The sequence below is a fragment of the uncultured Aquimarina sp. genome (genome assembly GCF_947492115.1).
Taxonomy (GTDB): Bacteria; Bacteroidota; Bacteroidia; order Flavobacteriales; family Flavobacteriaceae; genus Aquimarina.
On record NZ_CANLMM010000004.1, the window covers coordinates 218,824 to 243,391 of the forward strand.

Sequence of the window (24,568 nt, forward strand, 5' to 3'; positions counted from 1 at the left end):
AAATAAATTAATTCCAGACCTCATTCTGTAACCATGGAATACTGGTTTTCAGGATGTCTTTGTATTCACAGGCTTTGATGTGAGTATTCCCTTCTGCCTCTACAAAGGTGATATTGCACCCAAGTGCCTTTGCCTCTGTTATTCTTTTTCGAACCTTTTTGATAGGGAAGAATTTATCCTCAGTTCCTTGAATTACATATATAGGAATCTCTAATTTCTCTTCTACTTTGCAGTTCGATCCCATTAAAATCATTGCCGAAAAGATATCTTTGTAATCGTTGGCATACTGCCAGCCAGCGATGGCACCATTACTATATCCTACCAGTACTATTTTGTTTGGATCAATAGGCCAATTTTCTTTAGCCAAATCTATAAAATCCAAGATTCTTTTTTCCAGGTAATCCAATGTCCAGGTACGCCAAGCACCAGAAGGACTAAAAACAAAACCTCCTGCATCTTGCAAACCAGGAGTTACAAGGCAATTACTAAATTTTGTGTAGTTTTTACTGCCTACACCTCCATGGAGAACAATAAATAAAGGTACTTTTTCTCCTTCTTGAATTTCTGGAATTGTTAAATCATATTTCCATTCGGATTCTTTGTCGTTTACTTTTATAGTGCTAATAAGATTACCGGGTGATAAAGGGATTGCTTTAAAGGAAGTTGCATCGATACTACTAACGTAATTTGCTTTTCCTCTAGTATCCAGCCCACTTTTGCATGATGTGCAGTTAATAAAAACAATACAACAAAAAATGCAGTATAAGATTGAAGATTTCATAGTTTTTCTATAAATATACTAACTATGTCGTTATTTTTTTAATCAATTAACGAGGTCTTTATAAAATAATACAGGAAGTTGAAAATTATATCAAATAGGATTTCGGAGGTTGTAATTTAATTTTATTTTTGCCTATGCAAAATAACGTACTCATTTTAGATTTCGGATCACAGTATACTCAACTAATTGCTAGAAGAGTTAGAGAACTAAATATTTATTGTGAAATCCACCCGTATAATAAATTACCAGAAAATTTATCAGATTTTAAAGCAGTAGTCCTTTCAGGATCTCCCTTTTCTGTAAGAGGAGAAGATGCTCCACATCCCGATTTATCGGAGATAAGAGGAAAAAAACCTTTATTAGCAGTGTGCTATGGAGCTCAGTACTTAGCTCACTTTAGTGGAGGAGAAGTAGCACCTTCTAATACACGAGAATATGGAAGAGCTAACTTGTCATTCATTAAGGATGGAGAGGAATTTTTTAACGGAATTTCAGTAGGGTCGCAAGTATGGATGAGTCATAGTGATACTATAAAATCATTACCTACAGGGGCTGTTTTGTTAGCGAGTACAGGAGATGTAGCTAATGCAGCTTATAAAATTGAAAATGAAGAAACTTATGCTATTCAGTTCCATCCAGAAGTATATCATTCTACTGATGGTAAACAGTTATTAGATAATTTTCTGATAGGGATTGCAAAAATTCAACCAGATTGGACACCCAACTCGTTCGTAGATACAACAGTAAACGAATTAAAAGAGAAATTAGGGGATGATAAGGTAGTTCTCGGATTAAGTGGTGGAGTAGACTCTACGGTTGCTGCTGTATTATTGCATAAAGCTATCGGAAGTAATCTTCACTGTATTTTTGTAAATAACGGTCTACTTCGTAAAAATGAGTTTGCGTCTGTATTGCAACAATACGAAGGAATGGGGCTTAATGTAAAAGGAGTAGATGCTTCGGCACGTTTTTTGGAAGCTCTAGCAGGTGAAAGTGATCCAGAAGGAAAACGAAAAATAATAGGAAGAGTTTTTATTGAAGTATTTGATGATGAAGCAAACCAGATAGAAGATGCTAAGTGGTTGGCACAAGGGACGATTTACCCAGATGTTATAGAGTCTGTATCTGTAAATGGAGGACCATCAGCAACGATCAAATCTCATCATAATGTTGGAGGATTGCCAGATTTTATGAAACTAAAAGTTGTAGAGCCTCTAAAAATGTTGTTTAAAGATGAAGTAAGAAGAGTGGGAGGTTCTATGGGACTTGATCCAGAACTCCTAGGACGACATCCATTTCCTGGACCTGGATTAGCAATTAGAATATTAGGAGACATAACTCCAGAAAAAGTTAGTATTTTGCAAGAAGTAGATGCTATTTTTATAAATGGTTTAAAAGAAAACGGACTTTATGATAAAGTTTGGCAAGCTGGAGCAATTTTATTGCCAGTACAGAGTGTTGGAGTAATGGGAGATGAAAGAACATATGAAAAATGTGTGGCACTTAGAGCCGTAGAAAGTACAGATGGTATGACTGCAGATTGGGTTAATTTGCCCTATGAGTTTTTGCAAAAAACCTCAAATGAGATAATAAATAAGGTAAAAGGCGTTAATAGAGTAGTATATGATATTAGCTCTAAACCGCCAGCGACTATCGAGTGGGAGTAATATAATAGATCCTTTGGGGATTAGGTTCATTAAAAATAAATCGAATGAAAAAAGTATTGTTGTTCTTTTTTATGATTTTTATAACCACTGTTGGTTTTTCTCAACAGTATAAAAGTCACAAAGTTGTTCAAGGAGAAAATGTATATAGAATTGCAAAAAGATATAATACAACTCCAGAAGCAATTTATAAGATAAACCCAACTGCAAAAGAGGGTATTAAAGAAGGACAAATTCTAGCAATTCCAGTTGTTGACGATCAGGAATATCAGATTCATATTGTTGGGGAAGGAGATACAGTATTTAATTTATCCCAAAAATATAACACAACTCAAGAAGCTATTTATAATTTGAATCCAGATGCAGTAAACGGGATTAATCTAGGTCAAATTCTAAGAGTTGCTGTTTTAAAGAAAAAAGAGGATACCGAAACTTCAACTGAAGTAAGTGATCCTGTTTTAGATAGCATACAACCTTTAGAAGAGATAAAACAAATAATTAGATTTAAAACTCATAAGGTTAGAAGAAAAGAAACCTTATTTGGGATTGCTCAGAAATACGATATTACTATAGATGATATTAAAAAGCATAATAAGCGATTGTATTCAGAGCAAATTCGTAAAAGAGATAAACTAAGAATTCCTGTGTTTGCAGAACAAACTACGGTTTCTAGAGAAATTCCAAAAGATAGTTTAGGTTCTAGAGTTTCTACTACTACTAAATATATTGTTAAGCCCAAAGATACACGATATAGTATAGCAAGAAGACATGGTATTACCGTTGGTGAGCTAAATCAGCTAAATCCCGAAATGGATCCAAATTTTCCTATTGGAATGGAAATTTTAGTTCCTACTACGATATTTGTACCTTTAGGAGAGGTTATCGACGAGGATAAATTTGAATTGTATGAAGTAAAGCCTAAAGAAGGATTTTATAGTGTTCTAAGACGAGCACAAATTTCTTCGGATTCTCTGTTTAGTTTAAATCCTTATGCAAGGGATGGTCTAAAAATAGGAATGGTTTTAACATTACCTAAAAAAGATACTGCAGATTCATTAGCGATAGATTTTCCAGAGAAAAAAATTGTTCCATTGGAGAATATGTTGTCTAACTTTAAGGCTAAAAAGATTGCTATAATGCTACCTTTTGGACTGGATACCTTAGATCTGGAAGCAAGACAACAGACGGAGGATTTCTTGAAAACCAGAGATGCTAGAGGAACCAGAGTTGCCTTGGACTTTTATAAAGGGGTACAAATGGCCATAGATTCTGCTAAAACGAAAGGTCTAAGTATTGATGCAACAGTGTATGATACGCAAAGAAATAAGAATACTGTGCATATCAAACGATTGATTGATCAAAATAACTTCGATGAATTAGATGTTGTAATAGGACCATTATATCAAGCAAATGTAGAAGCGGTAGCTGCTGAGTTAAAAAAGTATGAAACACCTGTTATCTCTCCTATTTCTAATAGAGAATCAAAATTATACAGTAATTTCTTTCAAACTATTCCGACAGATGTAATGCTTCAGGATAAAATGATAAATTATGTAGCCAAAGATTCTACTGATAAAAATATTGTTATTATCGTGCAGCAAGGAAAGAAGAAAGGAGAACCAATGAAGCCTAAGCATCAAGAAATCAAGGACAAATTAGTAGCCAAGTTTCCAGATGCAAAAATAGCTAGAATAGAGGAAGGTAATTATGTGTATGAAGTGCATCTAAATAAAGCATTAGCTAAAAATAAACCAAATTGGGTTTTTATTGAATCTGATGATGTAGCTATGATTAGTAATGTTACAACTTTATTAAATGCAAAAGTAGAAAGTCATAAGGTTACATTATTCACAACAGATAAAAATAATGCTTTTGATGATGATAGTGTAAAGAATGAATATTTATCAAATTTACATTTACATTATCCTTCTATTGATAAGGAATATGATAATTACGATGAGACATCAATGACTCCTTTCGTAGCTAGGTATAAGAAAGAATTCGGAACTATTCCTAGTAAATATACTGTACGCGGTTTTGATATTACGTATGATATTTTGATGCGATTGGGATCTGCGGATGATTTATATCACGCAGCTACTTTTGAAGGAACTACGGAGTATGTTGAAAATAAATTTAATTATGCGAAAAAGCTTTTAGGAGGCTATTATAATAAGGCTTCTTACATCATTAAATTTGATGATGAATTAAAATTAACGGTTATCGAATAAAAATTATTTGATCAATAATTAATTTTCTAGAGGTTTTTAGAATCATTTTTTTTATTTTTAGATGCTATTTACAAAGTATTGTTAAAACGTAGATGATACTTTGCACCTAAACTTTGATTAAACTTACAGTTAATTTTAGTCGTGGTACGGAAATTGATATAGTGATTATGGCAATTTTGATAAATCAAAGTTTACACAAAATTTAGATAAATTGTTTCAATTGGGATAGATATAAGATTTTATATCTGAAAACAAATAAGAATCTATTTAAACATACATATGCAATACTTAGCCCCGTATTGTATTTTTGGGTGTTTTTGTGGAAAAATAACAACTTTAGCCGGGCATAATTATTGCAATTATGGGTAAATTTTTTACTATTCTCTTAGTTTTATTTTTTGCTAGTCATGGATATGTAGAGCGTTTTTCTTATGCGGAAAAAAGTAAGTTGGAATGGTCGGATTTTAGGGGAGAACCTAAAATGAACAGTAGTTTTGATGCTAGTGTAAATACCGGAATAACTTATCAATGGTCTATAAGTAAGGATTATGGGAAGATTGAATTAAAATATGAAGTGGACAGTTTCTGTTATCCATCATTATCATGGGTAAAGAGAGGGCAGTTAACTAAATACTTACTAGAGCATGAACAACTGCATTTTGATATTTCGGAGTTGCATGCCAGAATTATGCGCAAAAAATTAAAGGAATATAAGCCTGGAAAGAATGTTCGTAAAGATTTAAATAAAATGTACAAAAGAGTCGAGCGTATGAGGATTAATATGCAAGAACTCTATGATATCGAAACCGAACATTCTAAAAATAAAGTGAATCAAGAAAAATGGGAAAAGAAGGTTAAAAACCTAATGTGGTATTATAGAGCTTATTCTAAATAAATACCCTATGTTATCTCTTTAATGAATTCTCAAACTCAAAAAGACTTTTTAATTAAACTGGCGCATACCAAAATGCCTTTTGGTAAATATAAAGATCGATATCTCATTGATTTGCCAGAATACTACATCGTTTGGTATCATAATAAAGGATTCCCTAAAGGAACACTGGGAGCGCAAATGCAAACAGTTTATGAATTGAAGCTAAATGGACTCGAATACCTAGTCAGAAACATTCAAAAAATGTGATCTGAAATTTGATTTCATCTGATTAAACATTCGTTAAAGTTAAATACACTTCTTTTTAAGCTGAATAAATTTAATTTTTAAGTTGTAATTTACCTTAAAAATATAATTATGATTCTTAAACAAAAGCATCAGGGTTTTGCTTTTTTAATAGTGTGTTTTTTTGCTCAATGTGCTATACTTTATGGGCAAAAATCTATTACTTGGGTAAACAAAAAAAATGTTACCGTAAAAAATAAGTATATCTCTAAATTCGAAGGAGGTTTATTGTGGGATGCTGGAGCTACCTCTAATAAGGTATTAGGATTAAATAGTGATGGATGGATGACTGCTGTGCTACAGAAACCTAAACAATCTAAAATTATTGGTTTAACCAAGGTTACTAAAATAGCTAATTGGGAAAAAGTAACGTACGGTATAAGATTTAAATCTGGAAAAGCAATTATTGTCGAAGGAGATAAAGTTGTCCTTGAAACAGGTAGAAAATGTAAAAAGGGTGATATTGTCAAAATAGAAAAAGTAGGTGCAACTATCAGTTATAAAATAAATGATGAGTTGTTATATACATCTAAGAAAGATGTTTCTCATAATCTAAGAGTTAAAGTAGCATTCTTTTCTTCAGGAGTTGGTTTTTTAAACGCTAAAGCTAAAAACTTTATATCTAGAAAAGCTGCTTCTACCCAAAAATCACCAAAGAAATTAGAACCTGGAGAAGTTTTAATGACCACTTATATGGGGGCTTTTGGAACTACTATAGAAATTAAAGGTGTTAATCTAACTACAATTGAAGCAGTCAATGCAGAAAGTGATAAGGAGAATAAGGTGATTTCTCTAGTTCTCGAAAAAATGACTCAAGAAGATTTTGATATCATCTGTGAAAAATTGAAATGGATAAAAATATTGAGTATATCGCGCTCAGAAAAGAGTAAAGTGAAAAGTCTAAATGCATTGGGAAAATTAACCAATATAGAGGATGTTTATTTTATTAATGGTAGTCCTAAACTTCCTAAGATTGATTTGGCAATATTTAATAAATCAGTTCAGTTGAAAAAACTATCAGCTATAAGGTTTACACGGTTTGATAATTATGAATTATTAAAAAATCTTCCTAATCTAGAAGCCTTAGAATTAATTCAGGCTGATTTAGAAAGTATCGAGTTTTTAAAAGACCTTACGGATCTGAAAGAACTTGCTATATCTGGATATTATGACACATTCGATAATCTGGAACCTGTAGGTTATCTTAAGAAACTAGAAAAGTTTAATATTCGTGATAACGAAAAAATCAATAATCTAGATCCCTTGCTTAAGTGTACAAATCTAAAAGAGATTGAAGTGAGTCGATTTTGTCCTAGAAGCGAAATAGAAAAGTTAAAAAAAGCATTCCCGAATATTAAAGGAAAAATTTTTGGATCTTCCGAGAAGTTTTAATTTCTACAGTAAACTCACAAATAAAAAAGGGACATATTTCTAAAAATACGTCCCTTTCTTTTGTTCTATAAAATAATCTAAGTTTATGAAGCTGATTCTGTTACCTTTTCAAAAATATCAACATCAACTTGGTTTCTAGTTAAATCTTCAAAAGTCTCTCGCTTACGAATCAAATGTGCTTTGTTATTATGCCAAAGTACTTCTGCAGGTCTAAAACGAGAATTATAATTACTAGCCATAGAGAAGCAATAAGCTCCTGCGTTTTTAAAGGCAATAACATCTCCTTCGGTAATTTCTGGAATTCTCCTATTTGTTGCAAACGTATCTGTCTCACAGATGTAACCTACTACAGAGTAAAAACGCTCCCTTCCATCAGGGTTTGAGATATTTATGATTTCGTGATAAGAGTTATAAAACATCGGTCTGATTAAGTGATTAAAACCGCTATCAATACCTGCAAAAACTGTTGAGGTTGTCTGCTTTACAACATTTACTTCAGCAAGAAAATAACCAGACTCACTTACCAGGAATTTACCAGGCTCAAAACCTAGTATTAATTCTTTTCCATATTCCTTACAGAAAGAATTAAAACGTTTGGTTAGTTTCTTACCAAACTCTTCTATATTAGTTTCGATATCACCTTCTTTGTAAGGCACTTTAAAACCACTTCCAAAATCTATAAAATCCAGATTTTTAAAGTGCTTAGCAGTTTCAAATAAGATCTCGCTAGCATAAAGAAAAACGTCAATATCTAAAATATCACTACCCGTATGCATGTGGATACCGTTAATATTCATGCCAGTATTCTCTACAATTCTTAGGATATGAGGAATTTGATGTATCGAAATTCCAAATTTACTATCGATATGACCAACAGAAATTTTACTATTCCCACCTGCCATTACATGTGGATTAATACGAATGCAAACAGGTACATCTGGATGTTTCGTTCCGAATTGTTCTAAAATGGATAAGTTATCGATGTTAATCTGAACTCCCATCGAAGAAACTTGTTCAATTTCCTCTAAAGACACTCCGTTTGGAGTAAATATGATGTTAGCAGGAGCTACACCAGCTGCAAGTCCAAGTTTTACTTCTTGAATTGATACTGTGTCTAATCCAGCGCCTAATGAATTCATTAACTTTAGTATCGCAATATTAGATAACGCTTTGACTGCATAGTTAAGTTTCAAATGTTTCACCTGTTTAAAAGCATTAGTAAGACGCTCATACTGTGAAACAATTTTTTCGGAGTCATACACATATACTGGACTCCCAAACTCTTTTGCGATTGCTAATAAATTTGTGTTTTCCATTTTACTTTAATTTGGCTTACGAAATTACCATTTTTACTAGAGATTATCTCTAGGCGGCGCGTAATTAGTATAAAATTATGTAAACCTAAAAAAAAACGATGCTAAATAACGAATTTTCGATTTTTGAACAGATATTATACACAAGCTAGTTGTTTATTTAGTATTTTTAAAAGAAAAAATGCTAGCACTCTTTCCTTTACAATTAGTCGTATATCCAGGAGAGCGTTTACCACTTCATATCTTCGAACAACGATATCAACAATTGATTGCAGATTGCGAAGAAGATGGAATTTCTTTTGGTGTACCCACTTTTATAGATAAAAAACTAGAATATGGTACTGAAGTAACATTACAAAAGGTAGAAAAAAGATACCCGAATGGAGCAAGTGATGTTGTTTGTACTGGTACAAGAGTTTTTAGGATTAAAAGTTTTTACCCTCAATTACCGGGTAAGTTATATGCTGGTGGTGAGGTAGAGTATATGGAGGATAATGAAAACGGAGTAGAAGAGTTACAAGAAGAATTATTAAAGAATATTGCAATCTTATATATAGAACTTACCATAGAAAAACCTCCAATTTTTAATATTCCATTTGTAAGTTATCAAGTAGCTCATAAAGTCGGTTTGGCGCTACATCAAGAATATCATTTATTAAAGCTCAGAAGCGAGTTTGAACGCCTTAATTATTTAATAGGGCATCTTAAAGTTACAATTCCTGTTGTTAGAGAAATGAATAGAGCCAAAGAAGTCATTAAAATGAATGGGCATTTTAAGAATTTTGATCCATTGGATTTTGATGATTTTAAACTTTAAAGAAATCTAAATTCGTTTTCGAAGAATTTTCGAGATAACATAATACCAGTTTCTATATAACTATTTTTACTAGAAAAGATTGGCACAGTATCTTCACTTTTCCTATTTTTGGGACTCCTATAGAAAAGGTAAAAAATAAGACTATGAACTTACACGAATATCAGGGTAAAGAGATATTAAGTAGCTTTGGAGTGCGTATCCAGCGTGGTATTGTTGCACAAAATGCTAAAGAAGCAGTAGCTGCTGCAAAACAATTAACTGCTGAAACAGGTACTGGTTGGCACGTAATAAAAGCTCAAGTACACGCTGGAGGTAGAGGAAAAGGTGGAGGTGTAAAACTTGCTAAAAATCTTCAGGAAGTAGAAGAAATAGCAGGTCAAATCATCGGAATGAACTTAATTACACCGCAAACTTCTGCAGAAGGAAAAAAAGTACATCAAGTATTGATTGCAGAAGATGTGTATTATCCAGGTGATAGTGAACCAGATGAGTTTTACATGTCTGTATTACTAAATCGTACTACAGGAAGAAATATGATTATGTATTCTACCGAAGGTGGAATGGATATCGAAACTGTTGCAGAAAAAACTCCTCATTTAATATTTACAGAAGAAATAGATCCTGCTGTTGGATTATTGCCATTTCAGGCTAGACGTGTAGCTTTTAATCTTGGATTAAGTGGTGCTGCGTTTAAGGAAATGACAAAATTTGTGATGGCTTTGTATACTGCTTATGTAAAATCAGATTCTTCATTATTCGAAATTAATCCAGTATTAAAGACGAGTGATGATAAAATCATGGCGGTAGACGCAAAAGTTACTATCGATGATAATGCTTTATATCGTCACAAGAACTACGTAGACATGCGTGACATCCGCGAAGAGAATCCAATAGAAGTAGAAGCTAACGAAGTTGGTCTAAACTACGTGGATCTAGACGGTAATGTAGGTTGTATGGTAAATGGTGCAGGACTTGCAATGGCTACTATGGATTTGATCAAGCAAGCTGGTGGAGAACCTGCTAATTTCTTAGACGTTGGAGGTACAGCAGATGCCAAGCGTGTAGAAGAAGCTTTTAGAATTATTCTTAAAGATCCTAATGTAAAAGCAATATTGATCAATATCTTTGGAGGAATTGTTCGTTGTGATAGAGTAGCACAAGGTGTAGTAGACGCTTATAAAAATATGGGTGACGGAATCAATGTTCCAATTATTGTTCGTTTACAAGGAACCAATGCAGATATCGCAAAAGAATTAATAGATAATAGTGGATTGGATGTACAGAGTGCTGTATTATTCCAAGAAGCAGCTGATAAAGTTCAGGCTGTATTAGCATAAATATTATACTAAATAGTTTACAATAAAAAGAAGCGATCCAATGCATTGGATCGCTTCTTTTTACTTTACAGAAACCTATGAATGATGACATAAGAAATATTGTAGCTAAACTAGATATGAAACCTCATCCTGAAGGAGGATTTTATAAAGAAACATATCGTAGTGATGGAGTAATTCCAAAAAATGCTTTAGAAGATAAATTTTCTGGAGCTCGTAACTATTGTACAGGGATTTATTTCTTATTAACATCAGAGAATTTTTCCGCTTTTCACCGTATACAACAAGATGAAATGTGGCATTTTTACGGAGGTAGTTCTCTATACGTACATGTTATTGATGCTAACGGATTATATACATGTCATGCTGTGGGAATGAATCTTGATGAAGGAGAGAAGCCTCAGTTAGTAGTTCCAGCAGGTTGTTGGTTTGCGTCTAGTGTGAAAGAAAATAATCATTATTCTTTTGTGGGTTGTACGGTTTCGCCAGGATTTGATTTCGAAGATTTTGAATTGGCCGAAAGAAACAAATTAATACAAGAATTTCCAGCTCATAAAGAAACTATTACCAGGTATACTAGAGCTTAAACTTTGTTCTATCAATTTACTTAAATTAATGGTAAAGGAATATAAAAACTATTGAAAGGCATTTTAATTATGTACTTTTAATAATTAATTTAAAAACAAAATAGACTTTTAATACTTGTATGATTATAGAAAACCATAAGTTAAGTGTTTTAAAGTCTTAAAAATATCAGAATAAAAGATATGATACCAGAAATAGAGAAATCATTAAATGATCAAGTGCGTTATGAGGCTACCGCTTCTGCTCAATATCTGTCTATGGCATGTTGGGCAGATGTAAATGGATATAATGGCATTGCGGACTTCTTTTATACGCAATCAGAAGAAGAGCGAGTACATATGACAAAATTGGTAAAGTTTATTAATGAGAGAAATGGACAAGCTGTAATTCCCGCTATAGAAAAACCAAGAGATGATTTTAAATCATTAAGAGAGTTATTCGAAATTTTTCTTGAAAGTGAAGAGTTTGTGACCGCGCAAATTAATAATGTTATCTTTCAATGCTTAGAGCATAAGGACTATAACGTACATAATTTTATGCAATGGTATGTGGCAGAACAATTAGAGGAAGAAGCTATAGCAAGAACTCTTCTAGATAAATTAAAAATTATAGGAGAAGATAAGTCTGGACATTATTTGTTCGATAGAGATATCAATACTTTTCAAATTGGTGATAAGCAAGAAGAGTAGTAATATTACTGATTGTTAATAACTTAATAAACAAAAATTAAAGATTCTTTTCCTAAGAGTCTTTTTTTTATATTTTTGTACTTTATTTAGATTCAATAAAAATTAGTAAGTAGTGCAAAGTTCAGGAATTCCATCTTTATATTCGCCATGTGCCTCATTGAATTGTGAAGTAAGTTGTGGTGGTAAGAAGAAAAAATGTTGTAAGAAATATAAGAAGAAAGGAAAGACAAATTGTAAAAGGTGTCCTAAGCTATAACAGATAGTAATACGGAACAATAATCGCTACAAATACAAAAACACATTAGTATTAATAAGCACGCTATTTGCGTGTTTTTTTGTATTATGAATTTTAAAAAGAAAGTTGTTCTTTTCATTATTTCTAGGAGGCGTATTTCTTTAATCTTTAAGAATCGTTAAAAATTGAATTTAAAGGAATAGTTCTTAGTAATCTTTTTTAGATTTGTATAGCTCCCAATCTATAGAACTTAATACTATATTTAATAAAGATATTCATGATCAAGTATTTAGTTTTATTAGGTTTGTTTTTTTCGATATCAATAAACGGACAAGAAAGTCAGTTTAGTAAATTGATCGAAAGTTTTTCAGAACCTCAAAAGAATATTCCCCAAGATTTAGCTTTACAATATTTCGATTTCAAACCTACAGAGAGAGCAAGTAATCTCTTAACTGGAAATGTGGTTGTGCATACAAAATCATATATTATTGTATCTACAGTTTTAAAATGTAATATAGGAACCAATTGTGAACAATCATCTTTAACATCATTTACTCCAGAAGGAAAGCGTATAGCTACCATTGCTTATGAAAGAGCTGTTGCTGACTGTTCTTTCAATGACGCTAGAACTTCTGTTTTTGTATCAGATGACTTATTAGTATTTAAAGAAACAAGAGAAAAGTTGGATTGTATCGGAGATGGAAAACAAGTTGGTCTCAAAGAGTGGTTAGAGTTTCAACCTATAAAAAAAGATGGTAGCTTTTCAAAGCCTTATACAGACATTAAGGCAATTGAAAGAGAGAATTACATATTTTCGCATCGCATATTTAAAAAAGAAGAGCTTGATTTTAAAACAGAAGAAGAATTAGCGATTATTAAAAACGAGATTTTTGCATCTCATGGATACATGTTTACCAAGAAGAAATGGCAAGACTATTTTGAGTCTAAATCTTGGTATATGCCTACAAATAAAGACGCAGCTGATAAACTTACCGACATAGAAAAAAGTAATGTAGCACTTATTTTAAGTATTAAACAATGAGGATTACAGGTATTATTGTATGCTTATTAATGTCTGTTATATGTTATGGTCAGACCAAAACCATTCATGTATTTGTAGCTTTGTGTGATAATGCTAATCAGGGTATTGTGCCAGTTCCAGAACGTATAGGAAATGGACAGGACCCTAAAAATAATTTATATTGGGGAGCGGGTTATGGTGTTAAGACTTTTTTTAAAGTAAAAACCAAGGATTGGACATTAATTAGAAAAATAACAGCTAAGGATGCTAATATTTTAGAAAGATTATTATTCAAGCATGCTACAAAAGATGTCTATTTATTAGCGGATGCCTATGATGGTGCGAAAATAAAAACTACTATAGAAGATTTTCTAAAATCATCAAACGGCCAATCACCATTAGAAATAGAAGAGAATAGTCGTACCTTACATTTTGGAGGAAATGCTGATCTTTTAGCATATGTAGGTCACGATGGCTTAATGGATTTTGATGTTTCAATCGATTATGAAGATTCATCTAGTACTAGCAAAAAAGATGTAATCATCCTTGCCTGTTTTAGCAAGGCTTATTTTTCTCCTGAGATTAAAAAGGCAAAAGCAAATCCTATTTTGTGGACTACTCATTTAATGGCTCCCGAAGCATATACTCTAAAAGCTGCTATCGATGGATGGATTCTCAATGAATCTGGTAAGCAAATAGATGAACGAGCAGCGCAATCCTATCATAAATATCAGAAATGTGGTATACGAGGAGCGAGAAATTTGTTTACCACTGGTTTTTGATTTTGTATTCCACTAGAAACCATTTTTTTAGATTCCCTTTTTTCAGGGAGTAATTGGATCCTATTTTACTATATTTTTGATTAAAACCGAATAGTAGATGGATCATGTTTTTATGATTCCTCTTTTTTTTACCTATATTTCTATAATGAATATTGTTATTCAATACTCATTTTATATCTAAACAACAATGGCTGATAATCAAAAGTATATAAATGAATTGCTTCAGAAGCTAGCGATACTGTCCAGAAAGCAGGAAGAATTTCGAAGAGAAATACTGAATCTTAAACAGGAAATTCTAGATCTTAAAAATGCTGAAGATCGAGCAAAACAAATAGCTACATCCGATAGCAAAAACTTAAGTCAAGTACAACCGTTAGAAAGTCGACCTCAAAATATTTCTGAAAGTATAAAGGAAAAAAAGTCAGCACCTTTATCAGCACCACAACCTAAAAGTGTACTAAATCCGATTAGTAAACCTAAAGAAAAATCAAATTGGGAAAAATTTGTGGGAGAAAATCTCATTAGTAAGATCGGAGTTATTATTCTTATCATAGGTGTGGCTATAGGAGGCAAATATTCTATAGAGAATGATCTTATCAGTCCGCTTACACGAATTATATTAGGGTATTGTACAGGTATAGCTTTGATCGCTATTGGAATGAAACTCAAAAGAAAGTATGAAAACTTTAGTGCTGTTTTAGTAAGTGGTGCTATGACAATACTGTATTTCATAACGTTTTTGGCTTATAGTCTATATGATCTTATTCCACAATTGTTTGCGTTTGCCCTAATGGTATTATTCACAATTTTTACAGTATTCTCAGCTATACAATATAACAGACAAGTAATCGCCCATATTGGTTTGGTTGGTGCCTATGCAGTACCTTTTTTGCTAAGTGATGGATCAGGAAGGGTTGCCATTCTATTTAGTTATGTGACTATTATCAATATTGGAATCTTAATACTTTCTTTTAAAAAATATTGGAAGTCTCTTTATTATTCTTCCTTTTTACTTACTTGGTTGATATATTTTAGCTGGTATGCAGTGAAGTATGAAACCAGCATTCATTTCGCATTAGCGTTTACATTCTTATTCGTATTTTTTATCATCTTCTATCTCATATTCCTTTTGTATAAATTGAATAGAAAAGAAAAATTCGGTACTACAGATGTATTACTACAATTGGCTAACGCCTTTATTTTTTATGGAATAGGTTGTTCCATACTGAGTGATCATGAGGTTGGTAAAGAGTTATTAGGATTGTTTACGATTGGAAATGCGCTTATACATTTTGTAGTGAGTGTGATGATCTACAGATTAAAATTAGCAGATCGAAATCTGTTTTATTTTGTTTCTGGTTTAGTATTGGTTTTCATTAGTATCGCTTTTCCTGTACAGTTAGATGGAAATTGGGTGACTTTATTATGGGCAACTGAAGCGGTATTGCTTTTCTGGATAGGTAGAACTAAAAAAGTGCCGGTTTATGAAAAATTAGCATATCCTGTTATTGCTCTTACTTTTTTTAGTTTGTTACAAGATTGGTGGAGGTATTATGCAGAATATTCATACGATAATACTGAAATTATAACTACACCTATTTTTAATATTTCTGTACTTACATCTTTATTGTGTGCAGCTTCTTTTGGGTACATACTTTTTCTGCATCGCAATGATTCATATCCTTTTCCATGGTTAAAATATAAAACTTGGTATCAGTTGATTTCTCTATGGGTTTCTGCAATGTTTTTATTTGTTGTGTATATGACATTTTTCCTAGAGATTATAGATTATTACGAGACTTTAGCATACGATAAACAAGATTTCATGGGAGTTTGGCTTATAAACTATACGCTAGCTTTTCTTTCTATCATATCATTTCTAAATATCACAAAGCTTAAAAACATGATCTTTGGTTACATTAATATTGCGCTTAACTTGTTTGCACTATTAATGTTTCTTACTTCTGGATTATACCTGCTTAGTGAACTAAGGGATGTTTATCTGGATCCATCATTGCTGGAATCTGGAGAAGCGAGTTCGTTTAATATAGGAATTCGTTATATCTCATTAGTTTTCTGTGCCATACTAATGTGGGCTTTATATACATACGCTAGACAACGGTTCTTAAATACGTCATTGATAGTTTTGATAGATGTTGTTCTACAAATCACGATCATTTGGATTTTGAGTAGCGAACTAATTCATTGGTTAGATATAGCTGGATATACATCTTCTGATAAGTTAGGATTAAGTATACTTTGGGGGATATACTCTTTATTCCTTATAGTTATGGGGTTCTGGAAGAAAATAAAGCATATGCGTGTAATGGCATTTATATTATTCGGAATCACTCTTGTTAAACTATTCTTATACGATATCGCACATCTAAATACGATTTCTAAAACGATTGTCTTTGTATCCTTAGGGATTCTGTTGTTGATCATTTCTTTCTTATACAATAAATACAAACATATAATTACTGATGAGGTTAAAGATTAGTTTAGTTCTAGGTATATTAGTTTTCTCCTGTGTTCAGCTTTATGCGCAGATAGGTAAGTATAACTATAAACGAGAGTTGTTAGGAGTTTCTGAGGATTGGCATTCCGTTATGATACAAGATGAAATGTATGCTAATCTTTCTTCGAACCTTTCTGATATTAGAATTTATGGTATTACCGCTTCAAAAGATACTATTGAAGCTCCTTATATCTTGAAGAAGAATGAACCTAAAACTATTCATAAGAAAGTTGATTTTGAAATATTAAATACGGCTACAACTGTCAATGGAACTTTTGTTACTTATAAAGTGCCATTAGATCAGATGATTAACCAGATACATTTAGATTTTGATCAAACTAATTTTGATACAAGATTATCGGTTGAAGGAAGTCAAGATTTAAAGTCTTGGTTTACTATAGTAGATGATTATCGTGTTTTATCAATAAATAATGAATTAACTTCTTATAGTTTTACCACTGTAAAGTTCTCGAATTCAAAATACCAATACTATAGGATATTGGTTAAAGGAGATGATTTTCCTAAAATTGCCGGTGCTCAGATAAATTTTAAAGAAACAAAGACGGGTGATTACAATGTGTACAGAAATAAGTCTTTAGAAATAAAAGAGGAGAAAGAAAATAAAACAACGGTAATTGATATTGCGCTAGACACTCCAGTACCTGTAAATAAGGTGAAAATAAAAGTGAATAATACTTTTGACTACTACAGACCTGTTAGACTGGAATATATTTCTGATAGCACAAAAATTGAAAATGGTTGGAGATATCGTTACGGCAAGTTAACTTCTGGAGTAATTAACTCCATAGAAGAAAACGAATTTGATTTTAGAAGTGAGATTGGACAGCGATTACGAATTACAATCAGTAATTATGATAATCAACCTTTGGATATTCAAGCTGTCGAGATATTGGGAGTAAGTCATGAATTAATTGCTAGATTTACTACTCCAGCAACATACTATCTTACTTATGGAAATAAATCTTCCAATATACCATCCTATGATCTCAAGTATATGACCGAAAAAATTCCTATTGATTTAAAAAGTTTAGGCTTAGGTGAAGAAAAAAGTATTCCAAAAATATCTGAAAAGAAGGTGGAGCCTCTCTTTACAAATAAGGCTTGGCTTTGGGGAATTATGTTGGTAATTATTCTCATATTAGGTAGTTTCACACTAATGATGATGAAAAAGAAGTAAAGGATTTTAGTAGCGGTTCAGGGAAGTTTTCAAAAAAATATATTTTTTTTTTGAAAAAAATGTCCAAATACTTCTAATCATTTCGTCATAGCACCATATAAACCATAAATAAATAAAATTATGAAACAATTTGTGTTCCTTTTTAAAGGTGGAGATGAAGTTTGGGATTCCAAAACTGAAGAAGAACAAAATGCCCATATGGGCGAATGGATGGAGTGGATCGGAAAAATTTCCGAACAAGAAAAATATGTTGGAGGAGAGCGTTTATATCCTGCAGTAAAAACCATTCATCCAGGAGGTACAAAAGTAACTGATAGATTTCTTGTGGAAGCCAAAGAAATAATAGGAGGTTATATTGTAGTAAAGGCTGCATCGATGGAAGAAGCAACCGAAATGGCAAAAGGTTGTCCTGGGTTACAATGGGAATCCTCGGTAGAAGTAAGAGAAGTTTGGCCAGACGAAGCTTAAAAGAGATCAGATATGAAATGAGCCATAGCATTTTGGGAACACCCAGTAAAATCAACATTAGCGAATTCCATTAGACAATTGAAGAAAAATAAAACAAGAACAGATGAAAGAGTTTTTAATGCTTATAAGAGGAGGTCAGGAAGGATATCAATCTGCATCACCTAATGAGATGCAAAAAAATATGGAGCACTGGCAAAAATGGATGGCTGGACTTGCTAGAGAAGAAAGATTAGTAGGTGGGCAACCTTTAGTCAACGAAGGAAATACTTTAACAGGTAGTAAAAAAGCATTTACTGATCGCCCATTTGCCGAAGGAAAGGAATTGGTAGGTGGATATCTATTAATTAAAGCCGAATCCCTTGCCGAAGCTACAGAAATCGCAAAAGGATGTCCAAGTTTTGAGTATGATTGTAGTGTCGAAGTGCGCGAAATAGCTCCAGTTGGATAATATTCGTTGTTTTTTGAAATCGAAAGAAAACATACATGATACTTTAAACCATCTTTTCAGACAGGAGTCTGGAAAGATGGTTGCTGTTTTAGTAAAGATTTTTGGTATAGAGAATTTGGAAATTGCAGAAGATGTTGTGCAAGATGCCTTGGTAAGTGCTCTAGAGACTTGGAAGTTTAGAGGAATACCAGACAATCCAAAAGCTTGGTTATATAGGACTGCCCGAAATAAGGCTATTGATATTATTAGAAGAAAAAAGCATAGTAAAACTATTGATTTTTCTGATCCAGAAAGAAAGCTATTGACCTCGGAATATACTATAAGTAGTACGATGGATAATTTTTGGAAAGAGGAATATATAAAAGATGATTTCTTAGCAATGATGTATGCTTGTTGTCACCCAGATATTTCTCCAGAAAATCAAATCACGTTTATATTAAAATCTCTTTGCGGATTTAGTACTAAAGAAGTTGCAAAATCTTTTCTTACATCAGAAGATACCATTTCTAAGAGAATATATCGCACAAAAGAGCATTTTAGGAAACATCAAATACGTCCTGAGATTCCTTCATCCGAAGAGATTAACTCTAAAACCACAGTGGTGTTAAATACGATTTATCTAATATTTAATGAAGGGTATAATTCTACGCATCATGATCAATTAATCAGAAAAGATATCATCTCTCAGGCCCTATGGTTATGTAAGTCTTTGCTGGATACTGAACTCACACAATTACCCGAAGTTTATGCTTTAATGGCATTAATGCTTTTTCATACAGCACGATTAGATAGCCGACTTAGTGATCAAGGAGAATTGATTTTACTTTCTGATCAAGATAGAACCATATGGAATGAAGAATTAATTGCGCAAGGAAGCCGATATTTAAATAAATCTGCTTTTGGGGAATCTTTATCTACCTATCATTTAGAAGCAGCAATTGCTTATAAGCATTGTATAGCTGAGAGCTATGAAACTACGGACTGGAAAGAAATATTAAAGTATTACGATCTTTTATTAAAGATTAAGAACGATCCAATTGTTTCTCTTAATCGATGCTTGGTTATCTTAGAATTGTATGGAGCAGAAGAAGCGCTAAATGCCATAAAATCCATTAAAGATCAGAAATTATTGGAAAAATATTACCTCTACCATGCAACTCTGGGAGATATTTATCAACAGTTGATACAACCAAATATTGCAGTCAAATATTATCAAAATGCAATGAAACTCACCCAATCTGCACCAGAAAAACAACTATTAAAGAGCAAAATAGGTAAAATGTTGAACTAAATATTTCTATGAAAAATTATTGGCAATCTTTCATAGATTCATAATAACTTCTATATTCTTCATAGGTAATTTTTTTTCTTCCTTTTTCTAGAGTAATTGTATTTTGATTCGAAAAGTCAGAGTAGGGTAGTACTTTTTTCGGAAATCCGTCAATTACTATTTCAAAATAGCTGTTGTCCGAAATTTTACTAGTATTTATTTCTATAGTAAACTTTCCTTCGTAATCAGTAAATGCGTAAGCGCAAGAAGAGTCTGATATTTGTAGTTTTACTACGGCAATGGGTACTATAGATCCATCAGGTTTCTCAATCGTTCCTTCAATTTTTTGAAGTCCTCCAGAAACAGTAGGAGTGTCAGGAGCTTGCGACAAAACTTGTGGTTGTTCTTCTGTTCTCGTGTTAGCCGCAAGATCTTCAATTGTCCAATTATCTAATTTTTTACCTTTCTTATATTCTCCTTTTACAATAACACCAGAAGCATCCTGTCTCCAATAATCTCCATGTTTTTTGCCGTTTTTATAATTGATCTTCTCTTTAGATCCTCCTTTTGAGACATTCCATAAACCTTCTTTTAAGCCTTTTTCGTAATATCCTTCTTCTGTAAAAGTGAAACCATTATCAGAATTATAATAATATCCATTTCTTACATTATCCTCATAATTTTCTATAGTAGACAGATCTAAAGTTCCTTTTTTTCTAAATATTAAAAAATGAACCCATTCTCCATGTTTCTTTCCTTTTTGATATTCGATTTTATGGATACCTATTAGTTTTTTGTCTTTAAATTCTCTTACGTAATATTTACCGTGAAGTTCGTTTTCCTCTTCAGGGTTTAATAAGTCATCATATTCTTTTTTTGTTAACTCGATATATCCACCTTCTACAGGTGTTTGAGCATTCATACCAGAATGAAATATTCCTGATAGTATGAGTAAGATTAGAATTTTTTTCATGATTAGTGCGTTCAATTATGTGATTTTCCCGTGATCACTAAAGTTAATTTTTTTTGTTGTTATTTCAAATAACCCTTTACATAAAGAAGGGCTCATGCTACTTAAAGATCAAAAACAATACCAATTTGTTACCTTTTATGCATAAAAAAGCCTATCATACTAGATAGGCTTTTTAAATAATTATGCAATTTTTCCAATTTGTTTGCTTTCCCTTATTTCTATATGAGATAAGAAATGTTATCTTCTTATGGCATAGCCACAAGAGGAAGGCAATTCTTTAATAAAATTCATCATAATTTTAAAACTAAATCTAAAGTGCGTGTGTAAAAATCTCATAGTCCTTTCTTTTATTATTAAACGCTCGATCATCTAGATACCCTACCTTTTCTTAAAATAATTGCGTATATAAATAGCCTAATAGAGAAGCGAATTATATAGAAGCTATGACAATTAGATTTAATAGGAGATACCTGTTTAAGAGGGTTTCAAGATTTTTTTTATTAGTACTGATATTTTTTTCGGACTAGGTGTAACAATTAGAAGAGAATTGCATCAAAGAGAAAATTAAAAAAGAAAATCATGAGAAATTTTAAAATCACTTTAGTTCTATGTATGTTAGTTCATATCACATTTAGTCAGGCTCCAGCAATAACGGTGCAAGTATCTGGTTCAGGAGCACCTGTACTATATTTACCAGGTTTTACAAATCCTGGATCTATTTGGGAGGAAACAGTGTTCAATCTAAAAGGCACTCATGAACATCATTTGATATCTTACGCAGGATTTGATGGAAACGCTCCTATCGAGATGCCTTGGTACCTTACTATTAAGAAAGAGTTAGTTGATTACATAGAGAAAAAACAGTTAAAAAATGTAATTATTATAGGTCATAGTATGGGAGGTAATTTGGCAATTGATATCGCCGCAGCTATTCCAAATGATATAAAAAGTTTAATCCTGGTAGATTCTATTCCTTGTATGAGAGAATTGATGATGCCAGGCGTTTCAGTGGATCAAATCCAATATGATAGTCCGTATAATAACCAAATGCTAAGCATGAATGAAGATCAGTTTAAGCAAACTGCTACGATGATGGCCCAGAATATGACCAATAAAAAAGATAAAGTTGATGTTTTATTAAATTGGATACTGAAAGCCGACCGAAAAACATACGTATATGGGTATACTGATCTTTTAAAACTGGATTTACGAACGGTGCTAGATAAAGTAACTGCTGAAACATTGATTATTGGGGCAGCTTTCCCAACAATTGAAGTAGCAGAGTCGAACTACAACAAGCAATACGCTACTTTGTCTAATAAAAAAATAGAAATGATAGCAGATAGTAAACACTTTATTATGTTTGATCAGCCAGAAGTATTCTATCAAAAGGTAAATGCATTTTTAGGTAATGAGTAAAAAGCAGCAACTTTTCGAAGATATATACAAAGATTCTTATCCTATGATTTTGCAAATGTGTTTAGGGTACATGAAAGGGGATATGGATTTGGCTAAGGATCTTTCGCAAGAAGTATGTATCAATATTTGGAACTCTTTAGATGATTTTAGAGGAAAGTCTTCCTATAGAACCTGGATATATCGAATTACAGTAAATACCTGTTTACAACATATACGAAAAGAAAAGAAGTCTAAGAAAGTGGCAATTGATCAAATGTTACATGCAATTCCTGCAGAGCCTCATGAAATTGATCCAACCAAAAGCAAGAGTTTATATATAGCTATTGGGAAATTAGTAGAAATAGATCGTTTACTCATTATGATGGTACTGGATGGTCAGGATTATGATAGTATATCAGAAATAATGGGAATCCAACCAACAAACGTTCGAGTAAAGATCCATAGAATTAAAAAAAGATTGAAAAAAATATTAGAACATGGAGAATGAATTTGAAGCCTTGCAGAATCAATGGCAAAAAGATAAAAATAGTATCGAAAATGATGCTAAGGAAAATAGTATAGAAGAAGTATTATCAATAATTCGAAAAAAGAAGACTTGGAGTACAAAATTTCATTATGGGAATATTGTGGTACTTTCCATTGTATTGTTAGGGATTACAGCATTTTTCTATTTTGTAGCTCCTGTAGAAAAGGTGCTTAGTAGAATAGGGGTAAGTTTGATGATAGGTGGACTATTGATAAGAATAATTATTGAATTTATCAGTGTATCCAAATCCAAAAAAATAAACATGTTAGATCATGCATTACATGCTACAGAGGATACTATAGCGTTCTATAAGTTTAGGAGACAAATTCATGGACCTGTAACGATAGTTATCGTAGCGTTGTATACGATTGGTTTTTATATGATTAGTCCAGAGTTTAGTTTGTACTTCGAAAAATGGCAAATGATTTTGATCGACGGTTCATATATAGTTGGAGCTGTTATTTTGATAATTACAATCCGAAAAAACATTAAAAAAGAGATAAGGATATTATCAGAGATCGTTGGTTTAAAAAAGAAAATGATAGATGGAGCTGCTACATCATAAATATTGTTAATTGAGAATGTAAATTAAGCGACCATCCATGTGATCAGCAACTTTTCCATAGGCGATTAAAGATGCTCCCAAGGTCCAACGTTTGGATTTTCCAATACTGTACCAAAAGGAGTATCGCTGATATAGCCAGTTGCCTTGTATGTTTTTTGGACGTGTCAAGTAAAAACCAAAAGATTGTAAAAAGTAAAAGCTACCAATAGAAAATTGATGTCCTGCAGTAATGGCAGAAGAAAAAGCAGAATCATCAATTCCTCTTTGTTTAGCGATTTCTCGATCAGAAAAGTCATACCAAAGCTCTACTCCAGCATTGAGTCCGTTAATGCCTGATAAAGGTTTTAGAATTCCGCCAGTTAATCCGATTAAAAGATGATTAGAAGCCTCAGCTTCTCTATCGGAAGATCTAAGACTTGCAAACGAACCTATATAGTAATCTAAGGAGGTTTCATAAGATCGCAATGATTCGGATTTTCTTTTTAAAGGAGTGTCATTAATAATTCTATCAATTCCAATAGAAAAGGTGGGGAAATTCATTCCTTTATTAGGTTGTTTTTGTCCTCCATTAGAAATATGATTATAGTTAGCTGATAGGTTGATCGCATATTTATTATTAATATGATAATTAAGGTTAAGTGATAAAGCAAGAAAAAAACTCAAGTTTGTACTAAATAGTACATTGTCAGGATTTGTTTCTTCATCAAAAATGGTATCAAGATAGGTAGCTCCAACCGACCCTCTTAACGAAAAACGTAAAGATCCTTTATAGGTGAAATAGGGTTCTACAAAATAAATAAGGTTGTAAGAACTGCCAAGAATATCAGGATTGTTATAATTAAAATAAGCAAAAGAAAAACCAGATCTGCCATAACAAAAGCAAGTTTTCCATGCTTTGTCACTAGTCTTTAACCAACTATATTCTAATTGAATTCCATATGGGTTGGTTTGTGAAATTGGTTTTAATTCAGGAGAATGAGCAATGATAAAACCATAATGCGATTTTAAACCATAAAAAGTAGGATTAGTCTGTGCATTCGTAAAACCATAAATACATAAAATAACTATGGTTGTTATTATCTTTTTCATGGTGAGTCAACTAGCTATTAAATTTACTGAAAATTACACGGTATTAAAATCGAATTCTTAAATTTATTGAAAT

The 24,568-nt window shown here is 32.2% G+C and carries 23 protein-coding genes; 19 read left to right on the forward strand and 4 right to left on the reverse strand.

The window, feature by feature from the left end:
- Positions 1-7: 7 nt before the first annotated feature.
- The gene (locus Q1A73_RS14150; RefSeq protein WP_299606809.1) at positions 8-781 is read right to left on the reverse strand and encodes a dienelactone hydrolase family protein; all 774 of its coding nucleotides are present in this window, start codon (positions 779-781) and stop codon (positions 8-10) included.
- Between the two features lie 134 nt (positions 782-915).
- Here Q1A73_RS14150 and guaA point away from each other — a divergent pair, with 134 nt between their 5' ends.
- From guaA to Q1A73_RS14175, 5 genes are all read left to right on the forward strand, one after another.
- Positions 916-2,448, forward strand: a complete 1,533-nt coding sequence (gene guaA, locus Q1A73_RS14155; RefSeq protein ID WP_299606810.1) for a glutamine-hydrolyzing GMP synthase — start codon at positions 916-918, stop codon at positions 2,446-2,448.
- 44 nt (positions 2,449-2,492) lie between these two features.
- Entirely contained in the window at positions 2,493-4,676 is a 2,184-nt protein-coding gene (locus Q1A73_RS14160; RefSeq protein ID WP_299606812.1) for a LysM peptidoglycan-binding domain-containing protein, read from the forward strand.
- A 361-nt stretch (positions 4,677-5,037) separates the two neighbouring features.
- Entirely contained in the window at positions 5,038-5,571 is a 534-nt protein-coding gene (locus tag Q1A73_RS14165; RefSeq protein ID WP_299606814.1) for a hypothetical protein, read from the forward strand.
- A gap of 21 nt (positions 5,572-5,592) precedes the next feature.
- A complete protein-coding gene (locus Q1A73_RS14170) occupies positions 5,593-5,817 on the forward strand; it encodes a DUF3820 family protein (RefSeq protein WP_299606815.1) in 225 nt (74 codons plus the stop codon).
- A 108-nt stretch (positions 5,818-5,925) separates the two neighbouring features.
- A complete protein-coding gene (locus tag Q1A73_RS14175; protein ID WP_299606816.1) occupies positions 5,926-7,245 on the forward strand; it encodes a hypothetical protein in 1,320 nt (439 codons plus the stop codon).
- An 83-nt stretch (positions 7,246-7,328) separates the two neighbouring features.
- On the opposite strand, the gene lysA is transcribed toward Q1A73_RS14175, so the two are convergent.
- The gene (gene lysA, locus Q1A73_RS14180) at positions 7,329-8,561 is read right to left on the reverse strand and encodes a diaminopimelate decarboxylase (RefSeq protein WP_299606817.1); all 1,233 of its coding nucleotides are present in this window, start codon (positions 8,559-8,561) and stop codon (positions 7,329-7,331) included.
- 178 nt (positions 8,562-8,739) lie between these two features.
- Here lysA and Q1A73_RS14185 point away from each other — a divergent pair, with 178 nt between their 5' ends.
- The 11 genes from Q1A73_RS14185 to Q1A73_RS14235 all read left to right on the forward strand — a co-directional run bounded on the left by Q1A73_RS14185 (position 8,740) and on the right by Q1A73_RS14235 (position 19,944).
- Positions 8,740-9,375: an LON peptidase substrate-binding domain-containing protein gene (locus Q1A73_RS14185; RefSeq protein WP_299606818.1), complete on the forward strand. Its 636-nt coding sequence runs from the start codon at positions 8,740-8,742 to the stop codon at positions 9,373-9,375.
- Positions 9,376-9,518: 143 nt separating this feature from the next.
- Positions 9,519-10,712 carry an ADP-forming succinate--CoA ligase subunit beta gene (gene sucC, locus Q1A73_RS14190; RefSeq protein ID WP_299606819.1) on the forward strand — a complete coding sequence of 398 codons (1,194 nt, stop codon included), beginning with the start codon at positions 9,519-9,521 and terminating at the stop codon, positions 10,710-10,712.
- A 77-nt stretch (positions 10,713-10,789) separates the two neighbouring features.
- Positions 10,790-11,296 (forward strand): cupin domain-containing protein, encoded by a 507-nt coding sequence (locus tag Q1A73_RS14195; protein ID WP_299606820.1) that lies wholly within the window; start codon positions 10,790-10,792, stop codon positions 11,294-11,296.
- 180 nt (positions 11,297-11,476) lie between these two features.
- A complete protein-coding gene (locus tag Q1A73_RS14200; protein WP_299606822.1) occupies positions 11,477-11,983 on the forward strand; it encodes a ferritin in 507 nt (168 codons plus the stop codon).
- Between the two features lie 512 nt (positions 11,984-12,495).
- The gene (locus Q1A73_RS14205) at positions 12,496-13,260 is read left to right on the forward strand and encodes a YARHG domain-containing protein (RefSeq protein WP_299606824.1); all 765 of its coding nucleotides are present in this window, start codon (positions 12,496-12,498) and stop codon (positions 13,258-13,260) included.
- Positions 13,257-14,021, forward strand: a complete 765-nt coding sequence (locus Q1A73_RS14210; RefSeq protein ID WP_299606826.1) for a hypothetical protein — start codon at positions 13,257-13,259, stop codon at positions 14,019-14,021. The genes Q1A73_RS14205 and Q1A73_RS14210 overlap by 4 nt, the downstream gene beginning before the upstream one ends.
- A 187-nt stretch (positions 14,022-14,208) precedes the next feature.
- Positions 14,209-16,521 (forward strand): DUF2339 domain-containing protein, encoded by a 2,313-nt coding sequence (locus Q1A73_RS14215; RefSeq protein ID WP_299606828.1) that lies wholly within the window; start codon positions 14,209-14,211, stop codon positions 16,519-16,521.
- A complete protein-coding gene (locus Q1A73_RS14220) occupies positions 16,505-17,737 on the forward strand; it encodes a DUF3999 family protein (RefSeq protein WP_299606829.1) in 1,233 nt (410 codons plus the stop codon). Before Q1A73_RS14215 ends, Q1A73_RS14220 begins: the two co-directional genes overlap by 17 nt.
- Before the next feature lie 120 nt (positions 17,738-17,857).
- Complete coding sequence (locus tag Q1A73_RS14225; RefSeq protein WP_299606831.1) at positions 17,858-18,205, forward strand: YciI family protein; 348 nt, start codon at positions 17,858-17,860, stop codon at positions 18,203-18,205.
- 103 nt (positions 18,206-18,308) lie between these two features.
- Positions 18,309-18,653 (forward strand): YciI family protein, encoded by a 345-nt coding sequence (locus Q1A73_RS14230; protein ID WP_299606833.1) that lies wholly within the window; start codon positions 18,309-18,311, stop codon positions 18,651-18,653.
- 13 nt (positions 18,654-18,666) lie between these two features.
- Positions 18,667-19,944 (forward strand): sigma-70 family RNA polymerase sigma factor, encoded by a 1,278-nt coding sequence (locus Q1A73_RS14235; protein WP_299606835.1) that lies wholly within the window; start codon positions 18,667-18,669, stop codon positions 19,942-19,944.
- A gap of 16 nt (positions 19,945-19,960) precedes the next feature.
- Here Q1A73_RS14235 and Q1A73_RS14240 read toward each other — a convergent pair whose 3' ends face one another.
- A complete protein-coding gene (locus Q1A73_RS14240) occupies positions 19,961-20,896 on the reverse strand; it encodes a hypothetical protein (protein WP_299606837.1) in 936 nt (311 codons plus the stop codon).
- Between the two features lie 579 nt (positions 20,897-21,475).
- Between Q1A73_RS14240 and Q1A73_RS14245 the strand changes: the two genes are divergently transcribed.
- From Q1A73_RS14245 to Q1A73_RS14255, 3 genes are read left to right on the forward strand one after another with little or no spacing between them, the layout of a single operon-like run.
- On the forward strand, positions 21,476-22,315 hold the full coding sequence (locus tag Q1A73_RS14245) for an alpha/beta hydrolase (protein WP_299606839.1): 840 nt from the start codon (positions 21,476-21,478) through the stop codon (positions 22,313-22,315).
- Positions 22,308-22,802 (forward strand): RNA polymerase sigma factor, encoded by a 495-nt coding sequence (locus Q1A73_RS14250; protein ID WP_299606841.1) that lies wholly within the window; start codon positions 22,308-22,310, stop codon positions 22,800-22,802. The genes Q1A73_RS14245 and Q1A73_RS14250 overlap by 8 nt, the downstream gene beginning before the upstream one ends.
- Positions 22,792-23,406, forward strand: a complete 615-nt coding sequence (locus tag Q1A73_RS14255; RefSeq protein WP_299606843.1) for a hypothetical protein — start codon at positions 22,792-22,794, stop codon at positions 23,404-23,406. Before Q1A73_RS14250 ends, Q1A73_RS14255 begins: the two co-directional genes overlap by 11 nt.
- Before the next feature lie 6 nt (positions 23,407-23,412).
- Here the strand turns inward: Q1A73_RS14255 and Q1A73_RS14260 are convergent, their stop codons facing one another.
- Positions 23,413-24,495 carry an acyloxyacyl hydrolase gene (locus Q1A73_RS14260; protein WP_299606845.1) on the reverse strand — a complete coding sequence of 361 codons (1,083 nt, stop codon included), beginning with the start codon at positions 24,493-24,495 and terminating at the stop codon, positions 23,413-23,415.
- Positions 24,496-24,568: the final 73 nt, after the last annotated feature.

What these genes read in the sequence shown, in the direction of transcription:
- Q1A73_RS14150 (WP_299606809.1), bottom strand. Translation starts at nt 781, where the DNA reads ATGAAATCTTCAATCTTATACTGCATTTTTTGTTGTATTGTTTTTATT.
- guaA (WP_299606810.1), top strand. Translation starts at nt 916, where the DNA reads ATGCAAAATAACGTACTCATTTTAGATTTCGGATCACAGTATACTCAA.
- Q1A73_RS14160 (WP_299606812.1), top strand. Translation starts at nt 2,493, where the DNA reads ATGAAAAAAGTATTGTTGTTCTTTTTTATGATTTTTATAACCACTGTT.
- Q1A73_RS14165 (WP_299606814.1), top strand. Translation starts at nt 5,038, where the DNA reads ATGGGTAAATTTTTTACTATTCTCTTAGTTTTATTTTTTGCTAGTCAT.
- Q1A73_RS14170 (WP_299606815.1), top strand. Translation starts at nt 5,593, where the DNA reads ATGAATTCTCAAACTCAAAAAGACTTTTTAATTAAACTGGCGCATACC.
- Q1A73_RS14175 (WP_299606816.1), top strand. Translation starts at nt 5,926, where the DNA reads ATGATTCTTAAACAAAAGCATCAGGGTTTTGCTTTTTTAATAGTGTGT.
- lysA (WP_299606817.1), bottom strand. Translation starts at nt 8,561, where the DNA reads ATGGAAAACACAAATTTATTAGCAATCGCAAAAGAGTTTGGGAGTCCA.
- Q1A73_RS14185 (WP_299606818.1), top strand. Translation starts at nt 8,740, where the DNA reads ATGCTAGCACTCTTTCCTTTACAATTAGTCGTATATCCAGGAGAGCGT.
- sucC (WP_299606819.1), top strand. Translation starts at nt 9,519, where the DNA reads ATGAACTTACACGAATATCAGGGTAAAGAGATATTAAGTAGCTTTGGA.
- Q1A73_RS14195 (WP_299606820.1), top strand. Translation starts at nt 10,790, where the DNA reads ATGAATGATGACATAAGAAATATTGTAGCTAAACTAGATATGAAACCT.
- Q1A73_RS14200 (WP_299606822.1), top strand. Translation starts at nt 11,477, where the DNA reads ATGATACCAGAAATAGAGAAATCATTAAATGATCAAGTGCGTTATGAG.
- Q1A73_RS14205 (WP_299606824.1), top strand. Translation starts at nt 12,496, where the DNA reads ATGATCAAGTATTTAGTTTTATTAGGTTTGTTTTTTTCGATATCAATA.
- Q1A73_RS14210 (WP_299606826.1), top strand. Translation starts at nt 13,257, where the DNA reads ATGAGGATTACAGGTATTATTGTATGCTTATTAATGTCTGTTATATGT.
- Q1A73_RS14215 (WP_299606828.1), top strand. Translation starts at nt 14,209, where the DNA reads ATGGCTGATAATCAAAAGTATATAAATGAATTGCTTCAGAAGCTAGCG.
- Q1A73_RS14220 (WP_299606829.1), top strand. Translation starts at nt 16,505, where the DNA reads ATGAGGTTAAAGATTAGTTTAGTTCTAGGTATATTAGTTTTCTCCTGT.
- Q1A73_RS14225 (WP_299606831.1), top strand. Translation starts at nt 17,858, where the DNA reads ATGAAACAATTTGTGTTCCTTTTTAAAGGTGGAGATGAAGTTTGGGAT.
- Q1A73_RS14230 (WP_299606833.1), top strand. Translation starts at nt 18,309, where the DNA reads ATGAAAGAGTTTTTAATGCTTATAAGAGGAGGTCAGGAAGGATATCAA.
- Q1A73_RS14240 (WP_299606837.1), bottom strand. Translation starts at nt 20,896, where the DNA reads ATGAAAAAAATTCTAATCTTACTCATACTATCAGGAATATTTCATTCT.
- Q1A73_RS14245 (WP_299606839.1), top strand. Translation starts at nt 21,476, where the DNA reads ATGAGAAATTTTAAAATCACTTTAGTTCTATGTATGTTAGTTCATATC.
- Q1A73_RS14250 (WP_299606841.1), top strand. Translation starts at nt 22,308, where the DNA reads ATGAGTAAAAAGCAGCAACTTTTCGAAGATATATACAAAGATTCTTAT.
- Q1A73_RS14255 (WP_299606843.1), top strand. Translation starts at nt 22,792, where the DNA reads ATGGAGAATGAATTTGAAGCCTTGCAGAATCAATGGCAAAAAGATAAA.
- Q1A73_RS14260 (WP_299606845.1), bottom strand. Translation starts at nt 24,495, where the DNA reads ATGAAAAAGATAATAACAACCATAGTTATTTTATGTATTTATGGTTTT.